This window comes from Pedobacter sp. (genome assembly GCF_965227205.1).
In the GTDB taxonomy this organism is placed as follows: Bacteria; Bacteroidota; Bacteroidia; order Sphingobacteriales; family Sphingobacteriaceae; genus Pedobacter.
Genome location: NZ_OZ245727.1, coordinates 3,307,749 through 3,329,615 on the forward strand (window position 1 = coordinate 3,307,749; position 21,867 = coordinate 3,329,615).

Genomic DNA, 21,867 nt, shown 5'->3' on the forward strand with positions numbered 1-21,867 from the left:
TATTAAATATGTATTGCTCTGTTATCAGTTGCAGCCAAAGCAGCTTCTTTTAACGCCTCTGTATAAGTTGGGTGAGCATGGCAAGTACGGGCAATATCTTCTGCAGAAGCACGAAATTCCATCGCAATAACTGCTTCTGCAATCATATCCGCAGCACGTGGGCCAATCATGTGTACACCTAAAACTTCGTCAGTTGCAGCATCGGCTAAAACTTTAATGAAACCATCGGTATCCATACTTGCTTTAGCACGTCCGCTTGCTTTGAATGGGAATGAACCTGCTTTATATTTTGTACCTTTTTCTTTCAATTGCTCTTCGGTTAAACCAACTGAAGCAACTTCCGGCCAAGTGTAAACAACTCCTGGAATTAGGTTATAATTAATGTGCGGTTTTTGTCCCGCGATAGTTTCTGCAACATAAGTTCCTTCATCTTCTGCTTTGTGTGCCAACATTGCACCAGTAATAACATCGCCAATGGCATAAACACCTTTAACCGAAGTTTCTAAATGTTCGTTTACAGGGATTTTTTTACCACGTTCTTCAACTGTAATTCCGATTTTATCTAAAGCTAAACCTTCTGTATAAGCCGTACGACCAACTGCTACGATACAATAATCAGCTTCTAAAGAAATGGTTTCGCCTTTTGGATTTTCTGCAGTTACGGTTACCACTTTACCTTTTGTAGTTGCGCCAGTAACTTTGTGTCCCATGTAAAACTCCATACCCAGGTTTTTCTTTAAAACACGTTGAAGTTCTTTACCTAAACCAGCATCCATAGTAGCGATGATTGATGGTAAAAACTCTACAACAGAAACTTTTGTACCCAAACGAGCATACACCGAACCCAATTCTAAACCGATAACACCACCACCAATTACAACCATTGTTTTTGGCACTTCTTTAATATTTAAAGCTTCGGTTGAAGTAATGACGCGTTTTTTATCAATTGGTAAAAATGGTAAAGCTGTTGGCTTAGAACCTGTAGCAATAATCACATTTTTAGCAGTTAAAGTTTCGGTAGAACCATCTTCTTTAGTGATTAAAACTGTGTTTCTATCAACGAAAGAACCAAGCCCTTCGTAAGAATCAATTTTATTTTTTTTGAATAAATAAGTAATACCAGCGGTATTTTGAGCAACAACATCGTCTTTACGAGCGATCATTTGTTTCATATCAACTTTTAAATCTTTTAAGTTGATACCGTGAGTTGTAAAAGTGTGAGCAGCGTTATGGAAATGCTCAGAAGAATCTAACAAAGCTTTTGATGGAATACAACCTACGTTTAAGCATGTACCTCCAAAAGTTTTATATTTTTCTATAACTGCAGTTTTTAAACCTAACTGAGCACAACGGATTGCGCCTACATAACCGCCCGGCCCTGAACCGATAACAACGACATCGTATTGCATAATTTCTTTAGAATTTTGATTAGCCAAATGTAGGGAAAAAAGGCGGAAAGCTGAAAGTCAAAAACTTAAATGAATTGGTTTGAAAATTCATTTTTACAATGAATAAGCAATATTAAATGTATTTCTAATTCCTTTTTAATAATGAATGATTCCTTTGTCCGAAATATCTAACCTAATTAAGGTTCTACTTCGAAAAGGAAAAATTGTTGCGTTTGGGTTTTCGAGAAATTATTATCTACACAAAAAATTAAGGTTTTATTTCCATTCGGCAAATTCGGACCAAAAGTTACGCCCTCAAAATTGTCGATGTGTTTATCAATTGTATCAAAATCAAAAAGTAGTTTTTTCTTTAACACCTTCGGTGGATTTTTCGAAAACGACGGATTGTTAATTACATTTTCTGCCTCGTTTAAATCAACCAAAAACAGTTTAACAAAAGTATGATCATCATGTCCTTTAGCCCAGGCACGTTCCATCACCAACAGAGTGTGGTTATTAATTGCCAGAATTTCAGAAATTCCGTTTAAATTCCAGTCGCTTTGCACAGTAGGTTCTACTGGTAATTCGCCTAAATTATAAGCATATTGCGCTGTGTTTCGTTTTGACTTAGTGTCAAACTTTAAGATGCGTGTTATTGCACCGCCAAATCCATAAGCTGCCGATCTTCCATCCTGATACAAGGGCTCTTCTAAACTTGCATAAAGTGTTCTATAATTATCTGCAAAAGTTACGCCTTCAAATAAAGCATTTTTTCTCGGCCCATTTTCGCCTTTGGTAAAATGAAAGCCTTTAGGAAGTGGAATAGTATCCAAAAACTTTCCATCAGCAGAAATAAAAGTTAAAGCAGGTTGAATAATAAGTGAATCGCCATTTTTAAATAATCTTTCTCCTTCGTTACTCCAAATTAATTCATTTTTTAACGGATTGAAACGAACAGATTCTCCATCAGCTTTTAAACTTTTTACCGTTCCATACTTTGGATACTCTTTACCATTTTCTTGCAGAATCGGTATAATTCCATTTATTAAAACGGTATCAATTTTATTGTTTTTGATATTGATATTAGCAGTATAAACCCTGGCCGTACTAAACTGGCTTGGATCATCACTTATTAAAAAATAACGATCGTTTTTTGCATCGTGATCAATCCCCGATAAACCACCAACCGATGTACCTTTAAATTGCTCACCAATTGGCATAATGTATTCATCTAAAAATTTTATGGCAGAAATTGTAGTTTCATTACCTTTTTTAGATGCATAACGCGTGGTTGAGCAAGAAGTTAATAGCCCAAAAAGAATAATGTAAAGCAGGGAAATTTTGATTGAGGATATTTTCAAAAGATTTTGTTTTAAGCAAAAATATACTTTTTAGTGCAATAAAAAACCGCTTCAATATTAAATTAAAGCGGCCTTATTTTTAAATTTTGTTTAGTACAACTTGCCAATTACACGGTAGCTGGTTTTGTTGCCCTCAATAACTTCTTCGTAATATACATCATCAGGAGAAACAAAATACTTATCATTTTTAATGGTTACTTCTCTACATCCCTCTGGTAAAACGGAAATAATATCGCCAATTTGATGTGTTACAACAGGTCCATCAGTCGTATTTAACACACCGTCTTTACCCGCAACAACATAAACAGTTTTTCCCTCTTTATTGGTAGATTGAGTGTAGTAAACGCCTTTAAGCTCGTAATAATCTACACCATCGATAGTAACCAATTCTGCATCATCTGGTAAATTAGGAACTTCGGCACCAACCGGAGGCGTAACAACTTGGTAGTTATTTTCATACTGGCGATAGAATAATCCTCCAGAATAGTAATATTGATTTGGCCCGTAATAAAATGGGTAATAACCAAGCGGCAGTACATTTAAACGGAAACCGATGAATGGTCTGTAGAAATTATAATATCCATAATTTGGTCTCCCGTAAAAACGATAACCCGGACTATAACGGTAACCTTGTCTGTAATTATAATTTGGACGGTAACTTTGATTTGGACGGTAACCGGGTCTTTCCGGTCTGCCACCGTAACCGTAATTACCACGATTCGGAGCTTGAGAAATTCTATTATTTGATGGTGCCTGCATTGATGGTTGACGTGAAATACCACCGCCTCTCGATGGTGCTACACTTCCTGAACGACCACCACCTGAGCTTCCACCCCGGCTAGGACGTTGCGCCAAAGCGCTTTCTACGCTAAAAGTTGTTACCATTGCCGATACAGCAAAAACAACCAATCCTTTATTTAATAACCTTTTCATTTTATAGTGTTTAATTCAATTATTAATATGACGATGAAAATCTACAAAAGATTATGCCTTAACGTTATTTAACTAAATTCTGATAATGGAATGACGATTTAAACAGCAACGCTTAACAAACCTTTTACCGCATGTTTTTCTAAATCTTTCGGCTTATGTCTATATTTAAAAATTATTCCTAAAATCAACTGTTAATGAACCTTACTAAAATTTTATCTTTTATAGTTTGCTTGTTAGTTTCAAAGGCGATTATTGCCCAAGAAACAGATTCGGCATACGTTAGAGCCAATTACACAAAAATTGAGCGACAAATACCTATGCGTGATGGCGTTAAGCTCTTCACCTCTATTTATGTACCCAAAAATCAAACCAAGAAATTCCCGTTTTTAATTAATAGAACGCCTTATACTGTAGCACCTTATGGTGAAGATAAATATAAGCTGAGTTTAGGTAATTTCCCGGCGATGATGCGTGAAGGATTTATTTTTGTTTATCAGGATGTAAGGGGAAAATGGATGAGTGAGGGAACTTTTGAGGATATACGTCCGCAGACTTTGAAAAAAGGCAAAAAAGATATTGATGAAAGTACAGACACTTACGATACCATCGATTGGCTAGTTAAAAACATAAAAAACAACAATGGAAACGCTGGTATTTATGGCATCTCCTATCCGGGATTTTACTCAACAACTTCACTACCGAATTCACATCCGGCTTTAAAGGCTGTTTCACCTCAAGCACCAGTAACCGATTGGTTTATTGGTGATGATTTTCATCATGGTGGAAGTTTATTTTTAATGGATGCCTTCAGTTTTATGAGTAGTTTCGGCGTTCCTCGTCCGAAACCTATTACACCCGATAAAGGCCCGAAAGGTTTTCAATTCCCGATTCAGGATAATTACCGTTTCTATTTAGAAGCCGGTTCGGTTAAAAATTTAAAGGACAAATATTTTGCTGATAGCATTAAATTCTGGAACGATTTAGTTAAACATCCAAATTTGGATACATTTTGGAAAGCAAGATACATCCTTCCTCATTTAAAAAATGTTAAACCTGCAGTGATGGTTGTTGGTGGCTTTTTTGATGCTGAAGATGCCTACGGAACATTTGCTACTTATAAAGCCATTGAAAAGCAAAATCCAAACGGAAACAATATTTTAGTTGCTGGACCTTGGTACCATGGTGGCTGGGTACGCAGCGATGGTTCTTATTTTGGTGATATTAAATTCGGAAAAAACACAAGCATTGATTATCAGCAACAATACGAGTTACCATTTTTTAAACATTATTTAAAAGGAGAAGGTGATTTTAAAGCTGGCGAAGCAAATATTTTTGTAACCGGAAGCAATGAATGGAAGCAATTTGCAAACTGGCCGCCACAAGAAGTTGAAACTAAGAATCTTTATTTACATCCTAACGGAAAACTGGCTTTTGAAAAAGTTGGCAGAACAGATAGTTGGGATGAATATGTGAGCGACCCAAATAATCCGGTTCCTTACCAAGATGGTGTACAAGCAAAACGTACCCGAGAATATATGATTGATGACCAAAGATTTGCGGCTCGCAGACCTGATGTAAAAACTTATCAAACAGATGCTTTAACCGAAGATATTACTTTAACCGGACCAGTTTTGGCAAATCTAGTTGTTTCTACAACAGGAACTGATGCTGATTATGTGGTGAAGTTAATCGATGTTTATCCGGAAAACGAACCAAATCCAACTCCTAACCCCAAAAACATTATTATGGGAGGATATGAAATGTTGGTAAGAGGTGAAATTTTAAGAGGAAAATACCGCAATAGCTTCGAAAAACCAGAAGCTTTTGTGCCAGGACAAATTACAAAGGTTAATTATGCGTTACCAGATGTAGCGCACACCTTCAAAAAAGGACATAAAATTATGATTCAAATTCAGAATTCATGGTTTCCGTTGGCAGATAGAAACCCGCAAAAATTTATGAATATTTACGAAGCTGAGCCTGCCGATTTCCAAAAAGCGACGCATAAAATTTTTCACGATACTTCTAATAGCTCATACATTTCGGTATCTGTTTTAAAATAAATTTCTTGTTATTAACTAAAAAATCGCCATTGCGAGTCACGAAGCAATCTCTTATGAGTTTAATTTTGCGAGATTGCTTCGTGACTCACAATGAAGTATATAACTAAAAATGAAAAAACTTGTTACACTTTTTGCACTTGCATTAGCTATCTCAACTGCAAATGCCCAAATGCTTGGTAAAAACCAGGAAAATTCTAGGGCAGATAGTTTACGAGGAACACTAACCCCGCTAAGAACTTGCTACGATATTAATTATTATCACTTAGATGTTAAGATTAATATTGAAAAGAAATCTGTTGCCGGGAGCAACGAATTTGCCTTCACAGCAACTCAGGATTTTACAGAACTTCAATTCGATCTTTTCTCAAATTTGAAGGTAGAAAAGGTTGTTTTTAATGGAGCAGATTTAAACTTCACCAGAGAATACGATGCCGTATTTGTAACTTTTCCTAAAACAATTAAAAAAGGCAGCAAAGAGAAATTTACTGTGTTTTATTCAGGAAATCCGCGTGTAGCCAAAAATGCACCGTGGGATGGCGGTTTTATTTTCAAAAAAGATTCAGAAGGCAATCCTTTTGTTTCTGTTGCTTGCCAGGGACTTGGTGCTAGCGTTTGGTGGCCTAATAAAGATCATCAAAGTGATGAAGTTGACAGCATGAAAATCAGCATCAGCGTACCTAAAGATTTACAGGAAATTTCTAACGGAAGATTATTAAATACGGTAGATAAACCAGATGGTTACAAACAATACAATTGGCTAGTAAGCAACCCAATTAATAATTACGATGTAACCTTCTACATTGGCAAATATGCGCATTGGACAGATACTTTTGATGGTGAAAACGGAAAATTAAGCATCGATTACTGGGCACTTAAAGCAGATAACGCAAAGGCCCGTACACATTGGGATGCTGATGTGAAACCAATGCTAAAATGTTTCGAACATTGGTTCGGGCCCTATCCTTGGTATAAAGATGGCTATAAATTAGTACAAGCGCCACATTTAGGTATGGAGCATCAAAGTGCTGTTGCTTATGGTAATCAATTTAAGAAAGGATATTTAGGTAGAGATTTAAGCGGCACCGGACACGGATTAAAATGGGATTTTATTACCATACACGAAAGTGGACATGAATGGTTTGGGAACAGCATTACCTCAAAAGACATTGCCGATATGTGGGTACATGAGGGTTTTACAAATTATTCGGAAGTACTGTTTACAGAATGTACAGAAAGTAAAACCGCAGCAAACGAATACTCCATTGGTTTGCAAAAAATCATACAAAATGATATTCCAGTCATAGGACCGTATGGCGTTAATAAAGAAGGTTCTGGAGATATGTATCCTAAAGGCGCAAACCTGATTCACACCATCCGCCAGTTAATAGATAATGATGAAAAATTCAGACAAATTCTTCGTGGATTAAACAAAACCTTTTATCACAAAACCGTAACAACTGCCGATATTGAAAATTATATTGCTAAGCAAAGTGGTTTAAAACTCAGCAAGATTTTCGACCAATATCTTCGCTTTACAAATATTCCGGTATTGGAATATAAAATTGAGAACAATGTACTTTCTTACCGTTGGATAACTGATGTTAAAGGTTTTGATATGCCAGTTAAAGTAACGCTGAAAAGCGGAAGCTATACATTAATTAAGCCTTCAAACGATTGGAAAACAATTAAAGTTGATAAAAGCATAAATGCTGACAATTTTAAACATGACCCACTTTTTTATATCAAAACGAAAAAGGGATAAACTTTAATTCAAAAAGATTTTTAAGCATGTGCAACTTTTTAGGAAAACGATCGTCTTATTAAGAAAATCCATAAATGGATTAATCAAACCTAAAACCATAATTTCTAATAATATGAAAAAAATATTCGCTTTTACCTTTGCAGCATTAGTTTTAGCAACAAGCTTAAATACATTCGCAAAAACTGAAATAACCATTTCAACATCAAAAAAATCTGAGGATAGAGACGTTAAAAACTTTAGTGGCATTGCATCAGCAGGACCGATTAACGTTATCGTTACCTTAGGAAATACAGAAAGTTGCCGTTTTGAGGGTGATGCAGAAGCAATTGCCTCAATTATCACAGAAGTAAAAGGTAACGTGTTAATTATCCGTCCAGAGAACAGCATAACCAGCTGGTCTAGAAAATATGAGGATAAAAAAATCACAGCTTACATTACAGCAAAATCTATTAAAAGTTTAACAATGAGTGGTTCTGGAAGCCTAGTAGTTAATGGAAAAATTTCTACTAACGATTTAACAACAACATTAAGCGGCTCGGGTAGCATTAAAGCAACTGCTGATGTTGATAATTACAACGGTGTTATCAGCGGTTCTGGTTCTTTGAACATAACAGGAAGTTCTGATAGAGCTAAAATCGTTATCAGCAGTTCTGGTAGTTTTTCTGGCAAAAGTTTTTCTGTAAATAATTTAACTTCAACCATCAGCGGTTCGGGAACTGTAAATATTAATGCAGAGGAAAATATCAGAGCGGTAATCAGTGGTTCTGGAAGTGTAAATTATTCTGGTAATCCACAAGTTGAAAAGACAATTGTAGGTTCAGGAAGAGTTAGGAAAATATAATTCAAACTAAAAAAATTATATAAAGCGCCCTGACTAATAATCAGGGCGCTTTTTTTGTTAAATTACATCGATAAAAATTAAAATGATTCAACACGAATTTGCACAACAAGTAACTGACATCTTAAAAAGTGATGAAAATGTTATTGGTTTAGCGGCAGCGGGCTCTTGGTTAACAAACGAGTTAGATGAATATTCTGACTTGGATCTTGTTTTAGTTACCAAAGGAATTATTGGAGGTGATAAAGAAAAAATGCTTGGTTATGCCAATAAGTTCGGATATTTATTGTCGGCTTTTACAGGTGAGCATGTTGGCGAAAGCAGGTTGTTAATTTGTCTTTATGAAAACCCTTTATTACATGTAGATATCAAATTTGTAACGCTCAAAGAGTTTGAAATTAGAGTTGAAAATCCGGTTATTCTGTTAGATACAGATAACCAACTTCAAGATGTAATAGATAAGACACAGGCAAATTTTCCAATGCCCGATTTTCAATGGATAGAAGATCGCTTTTGGACTTGGGTGCATTACGCATTTTTAAAAATTGGTCGCGGAGAGTATTTCGAAGCCTTAGATTTCTTTGGATTTATGCGTATGGTTGTAATCGGTCCACTGTTGCATCTTCGAAACAATAATTTGCCAAGAGGCGTACGAAAAGTTGAAACTCAATTAATCCAGAATGATTTCGATTTACTTAAAGGCACACTATCAAACAATGAAAAAGCATCATTACTTAAAGCACTTGAAAATATAATTAAGCTTTATCAAAGTTTAAGAAAAGACTTATACAAAGCCAATATTAATTTGAACAAGGCTGAAGATAGCGTACTCCAGTATTACGAAAAAATCAAAAATTCTTAAAACTGGAAACCAATTACCCACATGTTTTCCAGGTAATTAATTTTCTGGCTTGCTTTATCCAATTCATCCCACCCTGTGGTATGTACATTGGTTAAATTAGTTGCGCCAACTTTGGTTGTATTTTGTAAGTAGATATGTTTCCAAACATAAAATTTCAATCCAATTTTTGCTGAAACACCATAACCAGAAATACTGAAGTGATTGTTTCTACCTTGGCCAAACAAACGAACATCTGATCGTGGAACAAGTAAACCACCACCTAAACCTGTTTCTAAAGTTAATGATGTATTTCCGCTTGGAGCAACCCAGATATCGTCATAACGCTCTAATTCTACATTTGCATAGTTAAAACCGTCAGTATGTTCGTAGGTTAACATACTTTCTTTAACGTTAATCATTTGCCCATTGTAAGTGCCCGCTAAATTTCCTGTAGTTGCATTATCATGAGAAATGTTTGGGCCGATATAGCCATTTATGGTAACTGTTTGAGGAATATCCACAACATATTTCATGTGGTCCCAACCGATGGAGATGCTATAATTATCTTTTATAAAATATCCAACTCTGATGTTATATTGAGGAACCGTTATCAAACTAGGATTTAAGTAACTCCAGTCTAATTTCGATTGTCTGTCACGAGCAGTAACATCACTTAAAGTAAAATCATAATTTGGTCCTTGAAAGCGAATATCGCTTTTTCCGTACCAGGAACTATTGTAACCCCAGTGAAAATAAAAATCGCCTTTACGCGAAAAATTGCGTTTATATTCTGGATTAAATAAACTTTTTGATGTTGGAGTATTATTTGTAGACGAAGGGGAAACCTCTTGAGCTTGTATACGCTTACCAAACAAGAGCGCTAAGAATAAAATGGAGAACTTTTTCACGCGGCAAAGTGAGCAAAAAGCGACAACTATTACAAGCAATTTAACATATTGTAATAGTTGCAAATAAGAATATGACTTTAAATCATTAAAACAAAATTAAAATCTTGTATATAAAGCCAGTTGTGCAATATTGTTTACTGTATTATTCGCTCTACCTTTTATTGCCTGATTCATATAGCCCACCTCAATATCAAACTGTTTCGAAAAACGATAACCAGCTGCCAAATAAGCTCTGTTTTGGTCGAACACCTTATTACTTAACTCATCGTTATTCTGGAGATTTAAGAAAACCTCATTTTGCAAGGCTACAAAAGCCCCTTTAGTAAATGTTGCTTCTGTTTTTTGTAAAGGTTGAATCAACCTGAAGAAATAGCGAAAACGTTGCGAAAATAAATCTTCGTTTGCTAATCTTCCAATAAATCTTTGCTCTAACCTAAGGCGGTGACTTGCAAAAACCGATTTAATTTTATGGTTGTAAATGTATTGTTCAAAAATTCGATGCTCGTTTAGAGTAACTGTATAATCTGCTCCCACTGGTGTTGTTTGGGTAGTTTGCCATAAATAGCCAAGTGCAACATTACTATTTTTGCTGATGAAATACTGCAACGCAGGTCTAACAAGCGTATTTCTTACATGATCCCAATCATCAGCAGAACGAACCTGAAAATCGAATTGCAAACCCCACTTTTCGTTAAATTTTGTGTTGTTAACCAACATAAACCAACCAGAATTTTGATACTGCGTTTGGGCAGAAAGCTTTGCAACAAACAATAGTAAAACGATGGTTAGCAATTGCAGTTTTTTCATATAAGTAAAATGGTTTTATCTGTGTTTGGCTAAATTATAAAATTTCCATCAAGCATTTAATTTAACCTTAATTTAATATTGGGTTTGAAAATATAATCTTAACCGATTGACGTTTATTTAAATTTCATTTAGCGTTAAGCAATTAAAAATTTATCTTCGTTAAAGATTTCGGTATTTGTAACTATATCCCGAAATACAATACAAAACGTAAAATCAAAAAACAATGATTATTGAACCTAGAATGAGGGGCTTTATTTGTTTAACTGCACACCCAGATGGTTGCGCACAAAACGTAAAGAACCAAATTGAATATGTTAAATCAAAAGGCGAAGTTAACGGACCTAAGAAAGTTTTAGTAATTGGTGCATCAACCGGATTTGGTTTAGCATCAAGAATTACTGCAGCTTATGGCTCAAATGCAGCAACAATTGGTGTCTTTTTCGAAAAAGCACCATCTGAAGGCAAAACTGCTTCTCCAGGTTGGTACAATAGTGCAGCATTTGAAAAAGAAGCTCATGCAGCTGGTTTATATGCTAAAAGTATAAACGGCGATGCTTTCTCTAACGAGATTAAGCAAAAAACAATCGATTTAATTAAAGCTGATTTAGGTCAGATAGATTTAGTAATTTACAGTTTAGCTTCTCCAGTTAGAAAAAACCCAAATACAGAAGTTTTACATCGTTCTACGTTAAAACCAATCGGTGGTACGTACACCAATAAAACGGTCGATTTCCATACAGGTAATGTAACCGAAATTTCAATTGAACCAGCAAACGAAGAAGATATCGCAAATACAGTTGCTGTTATGGGTGGCGAAGACTGGGCAATGTGGATTGATGCCTTAAAAGCAGAAAATTTATTGGCTGAAGGCGCTACGACAGTTGCGTATTCATATATAGGCCCTGCTTTAACCGAACCGGTTTATCGTAAAGGAACAATCGGACGTGCAAAAGATGATTTAGAAGCAACTGCTTTTACCATCAGCGATAAATTAAAAGACATTGATGGAAAAGCTTATGTTTCTGTTAACAAAGCTTTAGTAACGCAAGCAAGTTCTGCAATTCCGGTTATTCCACTTTATATTTCTTTATTGTACAAAATAATGAAAGAAGAAGGCGTACACGAAGGAACGATAGAGCAAATTCAACGTTTATTTGCAGATAGATTGTTTAACGGTGGAGAAGTTCCAGTTGATGAAAAAGGCAGAATCAGAATCGACGATTGGGAAATGCGTGATGACGTTCAGGCTAAAGTTGCAAAACTTTGGGAAGAAGCAACAACCGAAACTTTACCAGCTATCGGAGATTTGCCAGGCTACCGTTCTGATTTCTTAAGCTTATTCGGTTTTGAGATTGATAAGGTAGATTATCAAAAAGATGCCAACGAAGTTGTAAAAATTGAAGGTTTGGTTGAGTAAAAACAAAAAACCTTTTTATTATAAAATACTAAACGGCTGGCGCATAAACCAGCCGTTTTTAATTTGATTAAAATATGAGTTTCAACTTACAACCAATTTTAGAAAATGATCTGTTAAGCGTGGTGCCTTTAAAGGCTGATGATTTTGAAAAGCTTTACGAAGTAGCCAACGACGAATTACTTTGGGAACAGCATCCAAATAAAAACCGTTATCAGCGCCCTGTTTTCGAGAACTTTTTTAAAGGAGCGATTGAATCTGGCGGTGCTTTTATAGTTTACGAAAAACAAAGTGGCAATGTAGTTGGTAGTTCCAGGTTTTACGAATTAGATGAACCAAATAAATCGGTTGCAGTGGGCTATACATTTATTGGCAGAGCATATTGGGGTAAAGCACACAACAAAGCTTTAAAAACCTTAATGTTTAACCATGCTTTTCAGTTTGTAGATAAAGTAATTCTACACATTGGCGCAACAAATTTTCGTTCGCAAAAGGCTGCTGAAAAACTTGGAGCCAAGAAAATAAGCGAAATTGAAGTTGCCTATTATGGTGAACCTTTAAAATGGAATTTTGCTTACGAAGTAGACAAAAAGGAGTGGCAATCAGCCCAATAATCAAATCTCAGAACCTAATAAAATCGTATTTGTACTTTAGTATTGTTATATTTGTATAATTCTCCATTCCACTCACCCTTTTTAACAACAAAACGATTAAATAATATATGGCTAAATCTCAGGCAACATACAGCAAAAAAGAGAACGAAAAAAAACGATTAAAGAAACAAAAAGACAAACAAGAGAAAAAAGAAGAGCGTCAAGCTAATGCAAAAAAAGGTTTAGCGCTTGAGGATATGATGGCTTACGTTGATGAAAATGGTAACATTTCTTCTACTCCACCAGATCCGAAAAAGAAAAAAGTTATCAATACCGAAGATATTCAGATTGGAATTTCAAGACAAGAAGATATTGTTGATGAAAACCCGGTTAAAAAAGGTACAGTAACATTTTTTAATGATAGCAAAGGTTACGGTTTCATTAAAAACACTGAAACTCAAGATAGCATTTTTGTTCACGTTAATGGATTAACGACACAAATTAAAGAAGGCGATAAAGTTACTTTCGAGGTAGAAATGGGTCAAAAAGGACCAACTGCAGTAAAAGTTTCTAAAGTTTAATTTAATCCTCAGATGTATAATTTGTAGTTTATATCTATAAATTCATCTTCAAATCTTGCAGAAAATTCTGCTGCGCAAGGTTTTATAAACATATATAATTCCGTCTATTTAAGCATAAAACCTGGCGCATTTTTTCCTTTCGAAAGGAATATCCAATTAAATTCATTTTAAATTTTTAGAAAATCAGGCTCCGGTTGGTTTAGGCTATTTCAGTCCCGCCATCGCTTATAGTCCTCATTTTCGCTGCGCTGCCATTCCGGGCTATTTAGCTCTGTCGGGTTTATTTTTCAAAAACTGTGGTTCTTTTTAAGAGAAAATTACACAGTCTGCGTTTTAAAAATTTCTGGTTGAACTACTCAAAGTTTTTCGGCGATAGAACTGTGTAACATAGCAGCACAATCTTTTGTAAATAAACCTGATAGGAGTATAAAGCCCGCATCCCGATTTTCATCGGGAGCGGCTTGGAACGGATAGCAGGGCTGGATTTGCCAAAGAAAAAGAACCGTTCATTTTCATAAATTAAAGAAATATTAAATCTCGGTGTGGAATTTGCTTTGAATTTTCATCATTACAGCACACACAAAGAAAATAAGATTATGAAAAAGTTAATAGCAATTGCACTGGTTACAGTTTTAGGATTATCTACAGTTAAGGCTCAACAAGTAGATTTACGCAGAAAAATTAATGTAAGTGGCTCGGCAGAAACCGAAGTAACACCCGATATTATTTACATCGGCATTTCGCTTAAAGAATATTTAAACGGAAAGAAAAAAGTAGAGATTACCGAATTAGAAAAACAACTTTATGCTGCGGTGCAAAAAGCAGGAATTGCAAAAGAAAATTTAACAGTTAGTAATTTAAGCAGCTGGAATTACGCGACCGAAAAAAAGAAAAATCCTGATTTTTTAGCAAGCAAACAATACCGTTTAAAAGTTAGCGATTTAAATAAATTCAATTCGATTATTGAAGCAATAGACGCTAAAGGAATTGCAAGCACAAACATTGAGAGTTATGATTACTCGAAAATTGAAGGACTTAAAAAAGAACTTAAAATTAAAGCACTTTTAGCCGCGAAAGAAAAAGCAGCTTACATGGTAGAAGCACTTGGCGATAAATTAGGTGCCGTAATTGATATACAAGATGGTGGAGATAATGTAATACAGCCTGTATATAGAAACTATATGATGAAAGCAGAAATGGCTGATGCAGGCGCTGCACCGGAAATAGATTTCAAAAAAATAAAGTTAAATTTTACAGTTAACGCTGTGTTTGAGATAAAATAGTTGTTAAAGATTTTATTTAACGCTTTTTTTAAAACCTACCAACACATTTTGGTAGGTTTTTTGTTAAGCTATCATCGAAACACTAAAAATTTATAAATTATGAAAAAATTCATTTACACCTTAGCCCTTGTTTTCTCTTTAGCAATTAGTTTTAACTCTGCTCAGGCTGCAGATAAAAAAGCAAAAAACCCAACAGAGTTAACTGCCGAACAAACTTTGCAGTTAGAGAAAATCAAAACCCGTGTTGAAGAAATTAGAGACATGGATAAATCTAATTTAACCAGAGCTGAGCGTAAAGCGCTTCGTAGCGAGTTAAAAGAATTAAAAGGTCAGGCACGTGCAGTTTCTGGTGGTGTTTATCTTTCAGTTGGTGCTATTATCATCATCATTTTATTATTAATCTTGATTTTATAATCCCAAGAGAAAACATTACATCTATCTATATAAAAACAAAAAGCTTTGCATTACTGCAAAGCTTTTTTTGTGGGTTAATAATTTTATCTGTGCGGACACAGATTAAGGCTATATTTTCGTCATTTCGAGGCACAAAGCAATCCTAATGCGTTTTAAGATTGCTTCGTGCCTCGCAATGACGAGAATGGATAAAGAAATACCTCTCCCTATTAACGGATTGGGTTTTATGTACTGTCTGTGCTTCCCTCTCCTCAAGGAGAGGGACTGGAAGTCAGAAGACTTACCACTACCGCTCGCAGGGAGAGGTTTTTTTAATCAATAATATCGAAGCCTGTATATTTCACCAAAGCTTCTGGAATTTTAATTCCGTTTTCTGTTTGATAGTTTTCTAAAATAGAAGCAACAATTCGTGGTAATGCTAATGCACTTCCATTTAAAGTATGTGCCAATTGGGTTTTACCTTCTTTGCCTTTAAAACGAATTTTTGAACGGTTACTTTGGAAAGTTTCTACGTTTGATACTGAAGATACTTCTAACCAACGCTCTTGTGATGCGCTCCAGGTTTCCATATCGTATGTCATTGCAGAACCAAAACCCATATCGCCACCACACAAACGTAAAACGCGGTAGTGCAAACCTAATTTTTGTAATAAGCTTTGTACATAGGTGCTCATGTCTTCCAAAGTTTCGTAAGATTTATCTGGATGAGTAACCTGAACCAATTCTACTTTATCAAATTGGTGCAAGCGGTTTAAGCCACGAACATGAGAACCATAAGAACCCGCTTCTCTACGGAAACAAGGCGTATATGCGGTATTTTTGATTGGCAATTCTTCTTCCTTTAAAATTACATCTCTGTACAAGTTGGTAACCGGAACCTCAGCCGTCGGGATTAAATATAAATCATCAACAGTTGAGTGGTACATCTGGCCTTCTTTATCTGGCAACTGACCAGTACCAAAACCAGAAGCTGCATTTACCAAATGCGGAACCTGAACTTCTTTGTATCCAGCAGCAATTGCTTCATCTAAAAAGAAATTAATTAAAGCTCTTTGTAATCTTGCTCCTTTTCCTTTATAAACCGGAAAACCTGCACCCGTAATTTTAACACCAAGTTCAAAATCGATAATATCGTATTTCGCAGCTAGCTCCCAATGTGGCTTTGCATCTTTCGGTAATTGAGCTGGTTCTCCATGTACCAAAACAACTTCGTTTTCTTCAGGCGTAGTACCTGGTTTAACTAAATCGTGAGGTAAATTAGGCAACAACACCAAAGAATTAAACTGTGCTGTTTCCAGTTCATTTAACTTTTCAGTTAAACTTTTAATGTTTTCTTTGTGTGATGCAGTTTGAGTTTTAATAGCTTCGGCCTCTTCTTTTTTGCCTGTGCGCATTAAATCGCCGATTTGTTTTGCAGCTGCATTTGCTTCGGCAGAAAGGCTATCAAGCGAAGTTTGAGTAGAACGACGTTCTTCATCAATTTTGATGATTTCATCAACCAACTCTGGTTGTTTAAAGTTACGCTTACTTAAACGTTCTAAAACTTTCTCTCTATTTTCGCGGATATAGTTAACTTGCAGCATTATTTAATTTTTTCACAAAGATAATAATTAAGTCGTCATTGCGAACGTAGTGCGGCAATCTCTCTCCAAAAAGATTGCTTCGTCGTTCCTCCTCGCAATGACGAGCGTATAAAAAATATGGATGGAAAACTATTTCTGGTACCAACACCGATTGGTAATTTAGAAGATATGACTTTTAGGGCAATTCGGGTATTAAAAGAATGCGATTTAATTCTTGCTGAAGATACCCGAACCAGCGCACCAATGCTTAAACATTTTGGCATTGATAAGAAAGTGTTTTCGCACCACCAACATAACGAACACAAAGCTACTTCTGAAATTATAAAGTTTTTAAATGAAGGGCAAAAGATTGCTTTAATCTCCGACGCCGGAACGCCAGCAATTTCCGACCCTGGTTTTTTCCTCGTTCGCGAAGCGATAAAAAATAATATTGCTGTTGAATGTTTACCTGGCGCTACTGCATTTGTACCTGCTTTGGTAAATTCTGGCTTACCCGCCGATGCTTTTTGTTTTGAGGGATTTTTGCCTGTTAAAAAAGGAAGACAAACGAAGTTTAAAAAACTAGCAGAAGAAGACAGAACAATTATACTTTATGAAAGTCCGCACCGTTTATTAAAAACTTTAGAAGAATTTGCGCAGTACCTTGGCGAAGATAGACAGGCATCGGTAAGTAGAGAGCTTACCAAAATGTTTGAGGAAACCGTTAGAGGAACTTTGGTAGAGATAAAATCACACTTTGAAAACAATGTTTTAAAAGGAGAATTTGTAATTTGCATTGCAGGAAAACCTGCATCGAAAAGTAAAAATAAATACAACGATGCTGATTAACAGCTCAAATTAATATTAAAAAAATGATTAGTATAGATAGATTTTTAAGTGACGAACAAGATCCAAAAGCTGTTGAAAAGGTTGTTGGAAAATTGAATGATCTTTTAACAACCGGCGAAGAAATTTTATATCTGGCAGTTCAAAAAAAACCAGCTGTTAATCTTCTTCCAGATAGTATTGCGGTTTCAAATAAAAGAATTTTTTACTGCGAGCCAGGCAACCTCGGACTTACCATGAATTTCAAGGATATTTCGTGGAAAAGCATTAAAGAAGTTTCTTTTAAAGAAGAATTTTTCGGTTCGAAATTTATTTGTGTACCGCAGCATGGCGAAAATATTGTAACTGAATTTATTCCGAAAGTACAGGCAAGAAAATTACATCAGGCAGCAACTGAACAGTTAGAAGCTTTTAAAGAGTTAGTTAGACAGCAAAAATTAGAAGAGAATCGTGCTACTGCTGCTTCAGTTAGTCTATCGGCACCGCCACAATCTTTTGTAGATATTCCGGCAGTAGAAGTTGAAAAACCAGTTATAGAAATTGCTGAGGTTGTTGAAGAACCAGAAGACGAAACCACTTTGAAACTGCGTAAGCTTAAAACTTTGTACGATAAGCATTTAATTACGCAAGAAGAATACGAAGCCAAAAAAGCAAATATTTTAGATAGTTTGTAGAACAAGATTTTCCAGTACTGTCACGTTGAGCTTGTCGAAACGTATAACAACAATATTCGACAAGCTTATATTGTAATTGAATTAATGTTTAATTAAGCTAGTAATGATATGTTTCCATCTAGCAAGGCCTAAGTAGAAACCCTCCGTTTTGCTTTAAACCGGCCTAACATCCCGTACGTACGGGATTGGGGATGCAGTGTCAAAGCCGAACTACTGACTTTAATACAAAAATTTTCAGCCGGCAATTTTCTTTCTTTTGTTGTCAAAAGAAAGAAGCCTGTCTGGCTAAGACACATAAACACCCCGCCCTGCGGGCACCCCTCTGAAAGAGGGGAATTACAATACGCAGAAAATAAATCTGCTATGAAATGTCGCTGATATTGATTTTATACAAAATTCAGCATTATGAGCGTAAAAATTAACGGCATAAAAATAAGCCGAAATATGAAATCCAGACAAAACTATCTCCTCGCCCTACTAAGCGCATTTCTATTATGGCTTGCATGGCCACCAGTACCATTTACAACGCCATTGTTGTTAATTGCCCTAGCTCCATTATTTATTGCGCTTGAAGATATATCCAAAAGGGAAATAAAAAAACGCGGAAGAGCGATATTTTTAACCGCTGGATTAACTTTCCTGATTTGGAACTCAGCTTCAATTTACTGGGTTTATAATGCAATTAGTGCTTATAACGGAGAAATCATAGCCATTCCTATTTCGCTTATTCCTTTTGGTTTAGGCGCATTATTAATGACTTTTGCCTTTTGGTTGTTTTACAGATTAAGCAAGTACACAAGTCAAAAAATAGCTTATTTCGGGTTGATTTCTTTTTACATTGGTTTAGAATATTTGCAGCAAACCTGGGATTTAGCTTTCCCATGGATGACTTTAGGAAACGGTTTGGCAGGCATGCACCAACTGGCGCAATGGTATGATAGCACAGGAATTTATGGTGGCTCACTCTGGATTTTACTTAGCAATATTTTAGCATTTGAAGCTTATAAAAAATTAAAATCGCAAAGCGGATATTTGAAATACCGAGCATTAGGAATTTGGGGCTTGGTTGTACTGATTCCGATAGCTATATCTCTAACTAAGTATTTTAACTACGAGCAAGCCGGAACACCTAGTAACGTAGTTGTGGTACAACCGAATATAGATCCTTATCAAAAATTCGAAAGCATTTCTGCCAATGAACAGCTTCAAATTTTAACTCACTTATCTGATTCCATTGCACAAAGTAATACCGAGTATTTTATTTGGCCAGAAACAGCTTTACCAACTTACGATGATGAAGACAGGATTCATAATTCGCAAACACTTCTGAGCCTTCAAAGCTTCTTAGGTAAATATAAAAACGGAACACTTATTACCGGAATAGAATCGATTAAATGGTATCCAGATAAAAGAACACTTTCTGCAAAACCCAGAGATGGAATGTTTTATGATAATTTCAATTCGGCTATGCAGGTAGAAAATTCTGCAAATGTTCAGTTTTACCACAAATCTAAACTCGTTCCGGGAGTTGAAAAAATGCCTTTCCCTAAAGTATTTTCATTTTTGGATGGCGTATTTGCCCAACTTGGCGGTGCTGTAGGTGGATGGGGATGGCAGGAAGAACCTAGTGTGCTTTATGCGCAAAGCGGAATTGGAGCAGCTCCTGTAGTTTGTTATGAAAGCCTGTGGGGCGATTGGATTGGAAAGCAAGTAAAAGATGGTGCCCAATTCATTGCAATTATTACAAATGATGGTTGGTGGGGAAATACATCAGGAAAATCTCAACATGAAATGTATGCCAGATTAAGAGCCATAGAAACGCGTAGAGATGTTGCACGCTCTGCGAATACAGGGATTTCTTGTTTTATAAACCAACGAGGTGATATTACTCAAAACACAAAATGGTGGACCAGAACCGCAATTAAAGCAGATATTAATTTAAATGATGAAATTACTTTTTACGTAAAAAGTGGTGATGTAATTGCCAAATTACTTTGTGTAGCTGCTTTTATTTTAGCCTTAATTATTCCATACAGAAAATGGGTAAAGAAGTAAGAAATATACTTTCGGCTCAGTACGATAACGTTCTATATTCGAGAAATACCATAATTGAATATATTAAAACGATGAGTATTGAAAACTTTGTAGCCGAAAACAGCAGCTTTGGTCGTGGTTCTATAAGAAACCTTTTAGTACACATTTGCGATACATATGCGGCGTGGATTGGTGTAAGAGCGCTCAAGCTAAAACATGATTTTAAATCTTTTTCTGAATATAAAAATATTCAGGATTGCATCGGTTATTTCCATCAGATTGATGAATTTGTTAACACCTATTTGCACAAGTTTGAATCAGATTATCAAATCGAAATTAAGATTTACCGAGATGGAGAAACATTGCAACTCACTCCATTGAGGTTATTTACGCACACAATTACACATGAATTTCATCACAAAGGACAAATCATGTCGTTAAGCAGGCATTTGGGTTATATTCCTGTTGATGCTGATATTATTCGTTAAGAACCATTTTATGAAATCAAGACACACAGTTAGATTAATTCTTATAACCTTATTACTCTTATTAAACATAGGTTGCGATCAGGTTTCGAAAAATATTGCCAGAAATAACATAAGCGAATACGAACACATTACCATCATAAAAGATACTTTCACTTTAACTAAAGTAGAAAATAGTGGGGCTTTTTTAAGTCTGGGCGACCAAATGCCTTACATATTCAGGTTAATCATTTTAACAGGTTTACCTTTACTATTCTTAGGTTACGGAATCTTCTATCTTTACAACAAAACCAATCTCCCGTTAAGCTTTCAAATTGCTTTATGCTTTTTAATTGGCGGCGGTACTGGTAATCTGTATGATAGAATTGTATATGGTTCGGTAACGGATTTTATGCACCTAGATTTTAAAATATTCCAAACCGGGGTTTTCAACTTTGCCGATATTTCTATTATGATTGGAGTTGGTATTTTGTTAATACAATCGTTAATGGTGAGGTTGAGCAATCATCAACCTCGTTCAAGCGAATCAGAATAATTTTCAAAACATCAATAACTCAATTCCTTAATATTTAATTTCATTTTATAAACAAACATATAATTATCTTTATGTGTTAACAAACTAAAATCAACTCAAAATTAAGTAAGATGAAAAGAAATGCTACTGCCGTTTGGCAAGGTTCTATTAAAGAAGGCGCTGGTAATATTACTACGCAAAGTACAACTTTAAGCAACACTCAATATTCGTTCAATTCGCGTTTTGCAGAAGGTGTTGGTACAAACCCTGAAGAATTAATCGCTGCAGCACATGCAGGCTGTTTTACAATGAAACTTTCTGCAAACTTAGGCGAAGCCGGTTTTACTGCCGATAAATTAGAAACTAAATGCGAAATCAATTTAGATCCATCAAAAGGAGAAATTGTTGAATCTCATTTAACTTTAACCGCTTCTATTCCTGATATTACACAGGAGAAATTTGATGAATTGGTTGCAGATGCAGAAAAAAATTGCCCGATTTCAAAATTATTAAATACAACAATTACTGTTGATGCAACTTTAGCATAAGGAATTGTATGTAGAACT

At 35.5% G+C, this 21,867-nt stretch carries 21 protein-coding genes; 15 read left to right on the forward strand and 6 right to left on the reverse strand.

Going from position 1 to position 21,867, the window contains the following annotated elements:
* Positions 1-2: 2 nt before the first annotated feature.
* The 3 genes from lpdA to ACO05K_RS14155 all read right to left on the reverse strand — a co-directional run bounded on the left by lpdA (position 3) and on the right by ACO05K_RS14155 (position 3,682).
* Positions 3-1,409, reverse strand: coding sequence for a dihydrolipoyl dehydrogenase (gene lpdA / locus ACO05K_RS14145; protein WP_421945078.1), 1,407 nt, complete (start codon positions 1,407-1,409; stop codon positions 3-5).
* Between the two features lie 176 nt (positions 1,410-1,585).
* Positions 1,586-2,749, reverse strand: coding sequence for an esterase-like activity of phytase family protein (locus ACO05K_RS14150; protein ID WP_421945079.1), 1,164 nt, complete (start codon positions 2,747-2,749; stop codon positions 1,586-1,588).
* A gap of 90 nt (positions 2,750-2,839) precedes the next feature.
* Positions 2,840-3,682: a DUF6515 family protein gene (locus ACO05K_RS14155; RefSeq protein WP_421945080.1), complete on the reverse strand. Its 843-nt coding sequence runs from the start codon at positions 3,680-3,682 to the stop codon at positions 2,840-2,842.
* Between the two features lie 194 nt (positions 3,683-3,876).
* On the opposite strand from ACO05K_RS14155, the gene ACO05K_RS14160 reads away from it, so the two are divergent.
* The 4 genes from ACO05K_RS14160 (at position 3,877) to ACO05K_RS14175 (ending at position 9,207) form a co-directional block, all read left to right on the forward strand.
* Positions 3,877-5,745, forward strand: coding sequence for a CocE/NonD family hydrolase (locus tag ACO05K_RS14160; RefSeq protein ID WP_421945081.1), 1,869 nt, complete (start codon positions 3,877-3,879; stop codon positions 5,743-5,745).
* A 109-nt stretch (positions 5,746-5,854) separates the two neighbouring features.
* Positions 5,855-7,507, forward strand: coding sequence for a M1 family metallopeptidase (locus ACO05K_RS14165; protein WP_421945082.1), 1,653 nt, complete (start codon positions 5,855-5,857; stop codon positions 7,505-7,507).
* A 112-nt stretch (positions 7,508-7,619) separates the two neighbouring features.
* Positions 7,620-8,348, forward strand: a complete 729-nt coding sequence (locus ACO05K_RS14170; protein ID WP_421945083.1) for a head GIN domain-containing protein — start codon at positions 7,620-7,622, stop codon at positions 8,346-8,348.
* An 82-nt stretch (positions 8,349-8,430) separates the two neighbouring features.
* Positions 8,431-9,207 (forward strand): hypothetical protein, encoded by a 777-nt coding sequence (locus ACO05K_RS14175; protein WP_421945084.1) that lies wholly within the window; start codon positions 8,431-8,433, stop codon positions 9,205-9,207.
* Here the strand turns inward: ACO05K_RS14175 and ACO05K_RS14180 are convergent.
* The gene (locus tag ACO05K_RS14180; protein ID WP_421945085.1) at positions 9,204-10,094 is read right to left on the reverse strand and encodes a hypothetical protein; all 891 of its coding nucleotides are present in this window, start codon (positions 10,092-10,094) and stop codon (positions 9,204-9,206) included. The genes ACO05K_RS14175 and ACO05K_RS14180 overlap by 4 nt on opposite strands.
* Before the next feature lie 96 nt (positions 10,095-10,190).
* Positions 10,191-10,901: a DUF2490 domain-containing protein gene (locus ACO05K_RS14185; RefSeq protein WP_421945086.1), complete on the reverse strand. Its 711-nt coding sequence runs from the start codon at positions 10,899-10,901 to the stop codon at positions 10,191-10,193.
* 223 nt (positions 10,902-11,124) lie between these two features.
* On the opposite strand from ACO05K_RS14185, the gene fabV reads away from it, so the two are divergent.
* The 5 genes from fabV to ACO05K_RS14210 all read left to right on the forward strand — a co-directional run bounded on the left by fabV (position 11,125) and on the right by ACO05K_RS14210 (position 15,186).
* Positions 11,125-12,318 carry an enoyl-ACP reductase FabV gene (fabV, locus tag ACO05K_RS14190; protein ID WP_421945087.1) on the forward strand — a complete coding sequence of 398 codons (1,194 nt, stop codon included), beginning with the start codon at positions 11,125-11,127 and terminating at the stop codon, positions 12,316-12,318.
* Positions 12,319-12,392: 74 nt separating this feature from the next.
* Positions 12,393-12,929: a GNAT family N-acetyltransferase gene (locus ACO05K_RS14195; protein WP_421945088.1), complete on the forward strand. Its 537-nt coding sequence runs from the start codon at positions 12,393-12,395 to the stop codon at positions 12,927-12,929.
* Positions 12,930-13,036: 107 nt separating this feature from the next.
* Positions 13,037-13,489, forward strand: coding sequence for a cold-shock protein (locus ACO05K_RS14200; protein WP_290243075.1), 453 nt, complete (start codon positions 13,037-13,039; stop codon positions 13,487-13,489).
* Positions 13,490-14,085: 596 nt separating this feature from the next.
* Positions 14,086-14,772 (forward strand): SIMPL domain-containing protein, encoded by a 687-nt coding sequence (locus ACO05K_RS14205; protein ID WP_421945089.1) that lies wholly within the window; start codon positions 14,086-14,088, stop codon positions 14,770-14,772.
* 99 nt (positions 14,773-14,871) lie between these two features.
* Entirely contained in the window at positions 14,872-15,186 is a 315-nt protein-coding gene (locus tag ACO05K_RS14210) for a hypothetical protein (protein ID WP_421945090.1), read from the forward strand.
* Positions 15,187-15,497: 311 nt separating this feature from the next.
* On the opposite strand, the gene serS is transcribed toward ACO05K_RS14210, so the two are convergent.
* Positions 15,498-16,769, reverse strand: a complete 1,272-nt coding sequence (gene serS, locus ACO05K_RS14215; RefSeq protein WP_421945091.1) for a serine--tRNA ligase — start codon at positions 16,767-16,769, stop codon at positions 15,498-15,500.
* A 117-nt stretch (positions 16,770-16,886) separates the two neighbouring features.
* Between serS and rsmI the strand changes: the two genes are divergently transcribed.
* The 6 genes from rsmI to ACO05K_RS14245 all read left to right on the forward strand — a co-directional run bounded on the left by rsmI (position 16,887) and on the right by ACO05K_RS14245 (position 21,849).
* Entirely contained in the window at positions 16,887-17,597 is a 711-nt protein-coding gene (gene rsmI / locus ACO05K_RS14220; RefSeq protein ID WP_421945092.1) for a 16S rRNA (cytidine(1402)-2'-O)-methyltransferase, read from the forward strand.
* 23 nt (positions 17,598-17,620) lie between these two features.
* Positions 17,621-18,268 carry a PH domain-containing protein gene (locus ACO05K_RS14225; protein WP_421945093.1) on the forward strand — a complete coding sequence of 216 codons (648 nt, stop codon included), beginning with the start codon at positions 17,621-17,623 and terminating at the stop codon, positions 18,266-18,268.
* 444 nt (positions 18,269-18,712) lie between these two features.
* On the forward strand, positions 18,713-20,323 hold the full coding sequence (lnt, locus tag ACO05K_RS14230) for an apolipoprotein N-acyltransferase (RefSeq protein ID WP_421946297.1): 1,611 nt from the start codon (positions 18,713-18,715) through the stop codon (positions 20,321-20,323).
* Entirely contained in the window at positions 20,308-20,790 is a 483-nt protein-coding gene (locus ACO05K_RS14235; protein ID WP_421945094.1) for a DinB family protein, read from the forward strand. The genes lnt and ACO05K_RS14235 overlap by 16 nt, the downstream gene beginning before the upstream one ends.
* Before the next feature lie 10 nt (positions 20,791-20,800).
* On the forward strand, positions 20,801-21,322 hold the full coding sequence (gene lspA, locus ACO05K_RS14240; protein ID WP_421945095.1) for a signal peptidase II: 522 nt from the start codon (positions 20,801-20,803) through the stop codon (positions 21,320-21,322).
* 110 nt (positions 21,323-21,432) lie between these two features.
* Positions 21,433-21,849, forward strand: coding sequence for an OsmC family protein (locus ACO05K_RS14245; RefSeq protein ID WP_421945096.1), 417 nt, complete (start codon positions 21,433-21,435; stop codon positions 21,847-21,849).
* The last annotated feature ends 18 nt before the right edge of the window (positions 21,850-21,867 follow it).

Coding starts and splice junctions, on each gene's coding strand:
- lpdA (WP_421945078.1), bottom strand. CDS start 1,409: ATGCAATACGATGTCGTTGTTATCGGTTCAGGGCCGGGCGGTTATGTA.
- ACO05K_RS14155 (WP_421945080.1), bottom strand. CDS start 3,682: ATGAAAAGGTTATTAAATAAAGGATTGGTTGTTTTTGCTGTATCGGCA.
- ACO05K_RS14160 (WP_421945081.1), top strand. CDS start 3,877: ATGAACCTTACTAAAATTTTATCTTTTATAGTTTGCTTGTTAGTTTCA.
- ACO05K_RS14165 (WP_421945082.1), top strand. CDS start 5,855: ATGAAAAAACTTGTTACACTTTTTGCACTTGCATTAGCTATCTCAACT.
- ACO05K_RS14170 (WP_421945083.1), top strand. CDS start 7,620: ATGAAAAAAATATTCGCTTTTACCTTTGCAGCATTAGTTTTAGCAACA.
- ACO05K_RS14175 (WP_421945084.1), top strand. CDS start 8,431: ATGATTCAACACGAATTTGCACAACAAGTAACTGACATCTTAAAAAGT.
- ACO05K_RS14185 (WP_421945086.1), bottom strand. CDS start 10,901: ATGAAAAAACTGCAATTGCTAACCATCGTTTTACTATTGTTTGTTGCA.
- fabV (WP_421945087.1), top strand. CDS start 11,125: ATGATTATTGAACCTAGAATGAGGGGCTTTATTTGTTTAACTGCACAC.
- ACO05K_RS14195 (WP_421945088.1), top strand. CDS start 12,393: ATGAGTTTCAACTTACAACCAATTTTAGAAAATGATCTGTTAAGCGTG.
- ACO05K_RS14200 (WP_290243075.1), top strand. CDS start 13,037: ATGGCTAAATCTCAGGCAACATACAGCAAAAAAGAGAACGAAAAAAAA.
- ACO05K_RS14205 (WP_421945089.1), top strand. CDS start 14,086: ATGAAAAAGTTAATAGCAATTGCACTGGTTACAGTTTTAGGATTATCT.
- ACO05K_RS14210 (WP_421945090.1), top strand. CDS start 14,872: ATGAAAAAATTCATTTACACCTTAGCCCTTGTTTTCTCTTTAGCAATT.
- serS (WP_421945091.1), bottom strand. CDS start 16,769: ATGCTGCAAGTTAACTATATCCGCGAAAATAGAGAGAAAGTTTTAGAA.
- rsmI (WP_421945092.1), top strand. CDS start 16,887: ATGGATGGAAAACTATTTCTGGTACCAACACCGATTGGTAATTTAGAA.
- ACO05K_RS14225 (WP_421945093.1), top strand. CDS start 17,621: ATGATTAGTATAGATAGATTTTTAAGTGACGAACAAGATCCAAAAGCT.
- lnt (WP_421946297.1), top strand. CDS start 18,713: ATGAAATCCAGACAAAACTATCTCCTCGCCCTACTAAGCGCATTTCTA.
- ACO05K_RS14235 (WP_421945094.1), top strand. CDS start 20,308: ATGGGTAAAGAAGTAAGAAATATACTTTCGGCTCAGTACGATAACGTT.
- lspA (WP_421945095.1), top strand. CDS start 20,801: ATGAAATCAAGACACACAGTTAGATTAATTCTTATAACCTTATTACTC.
- ACO05K_RS14245 (WP_421945096.1), top strand. CDS start 21,433: ATGAAAAGAAATGCTACTGCCGTTTGGCAAGGTTCTATTAAAGAAGGC.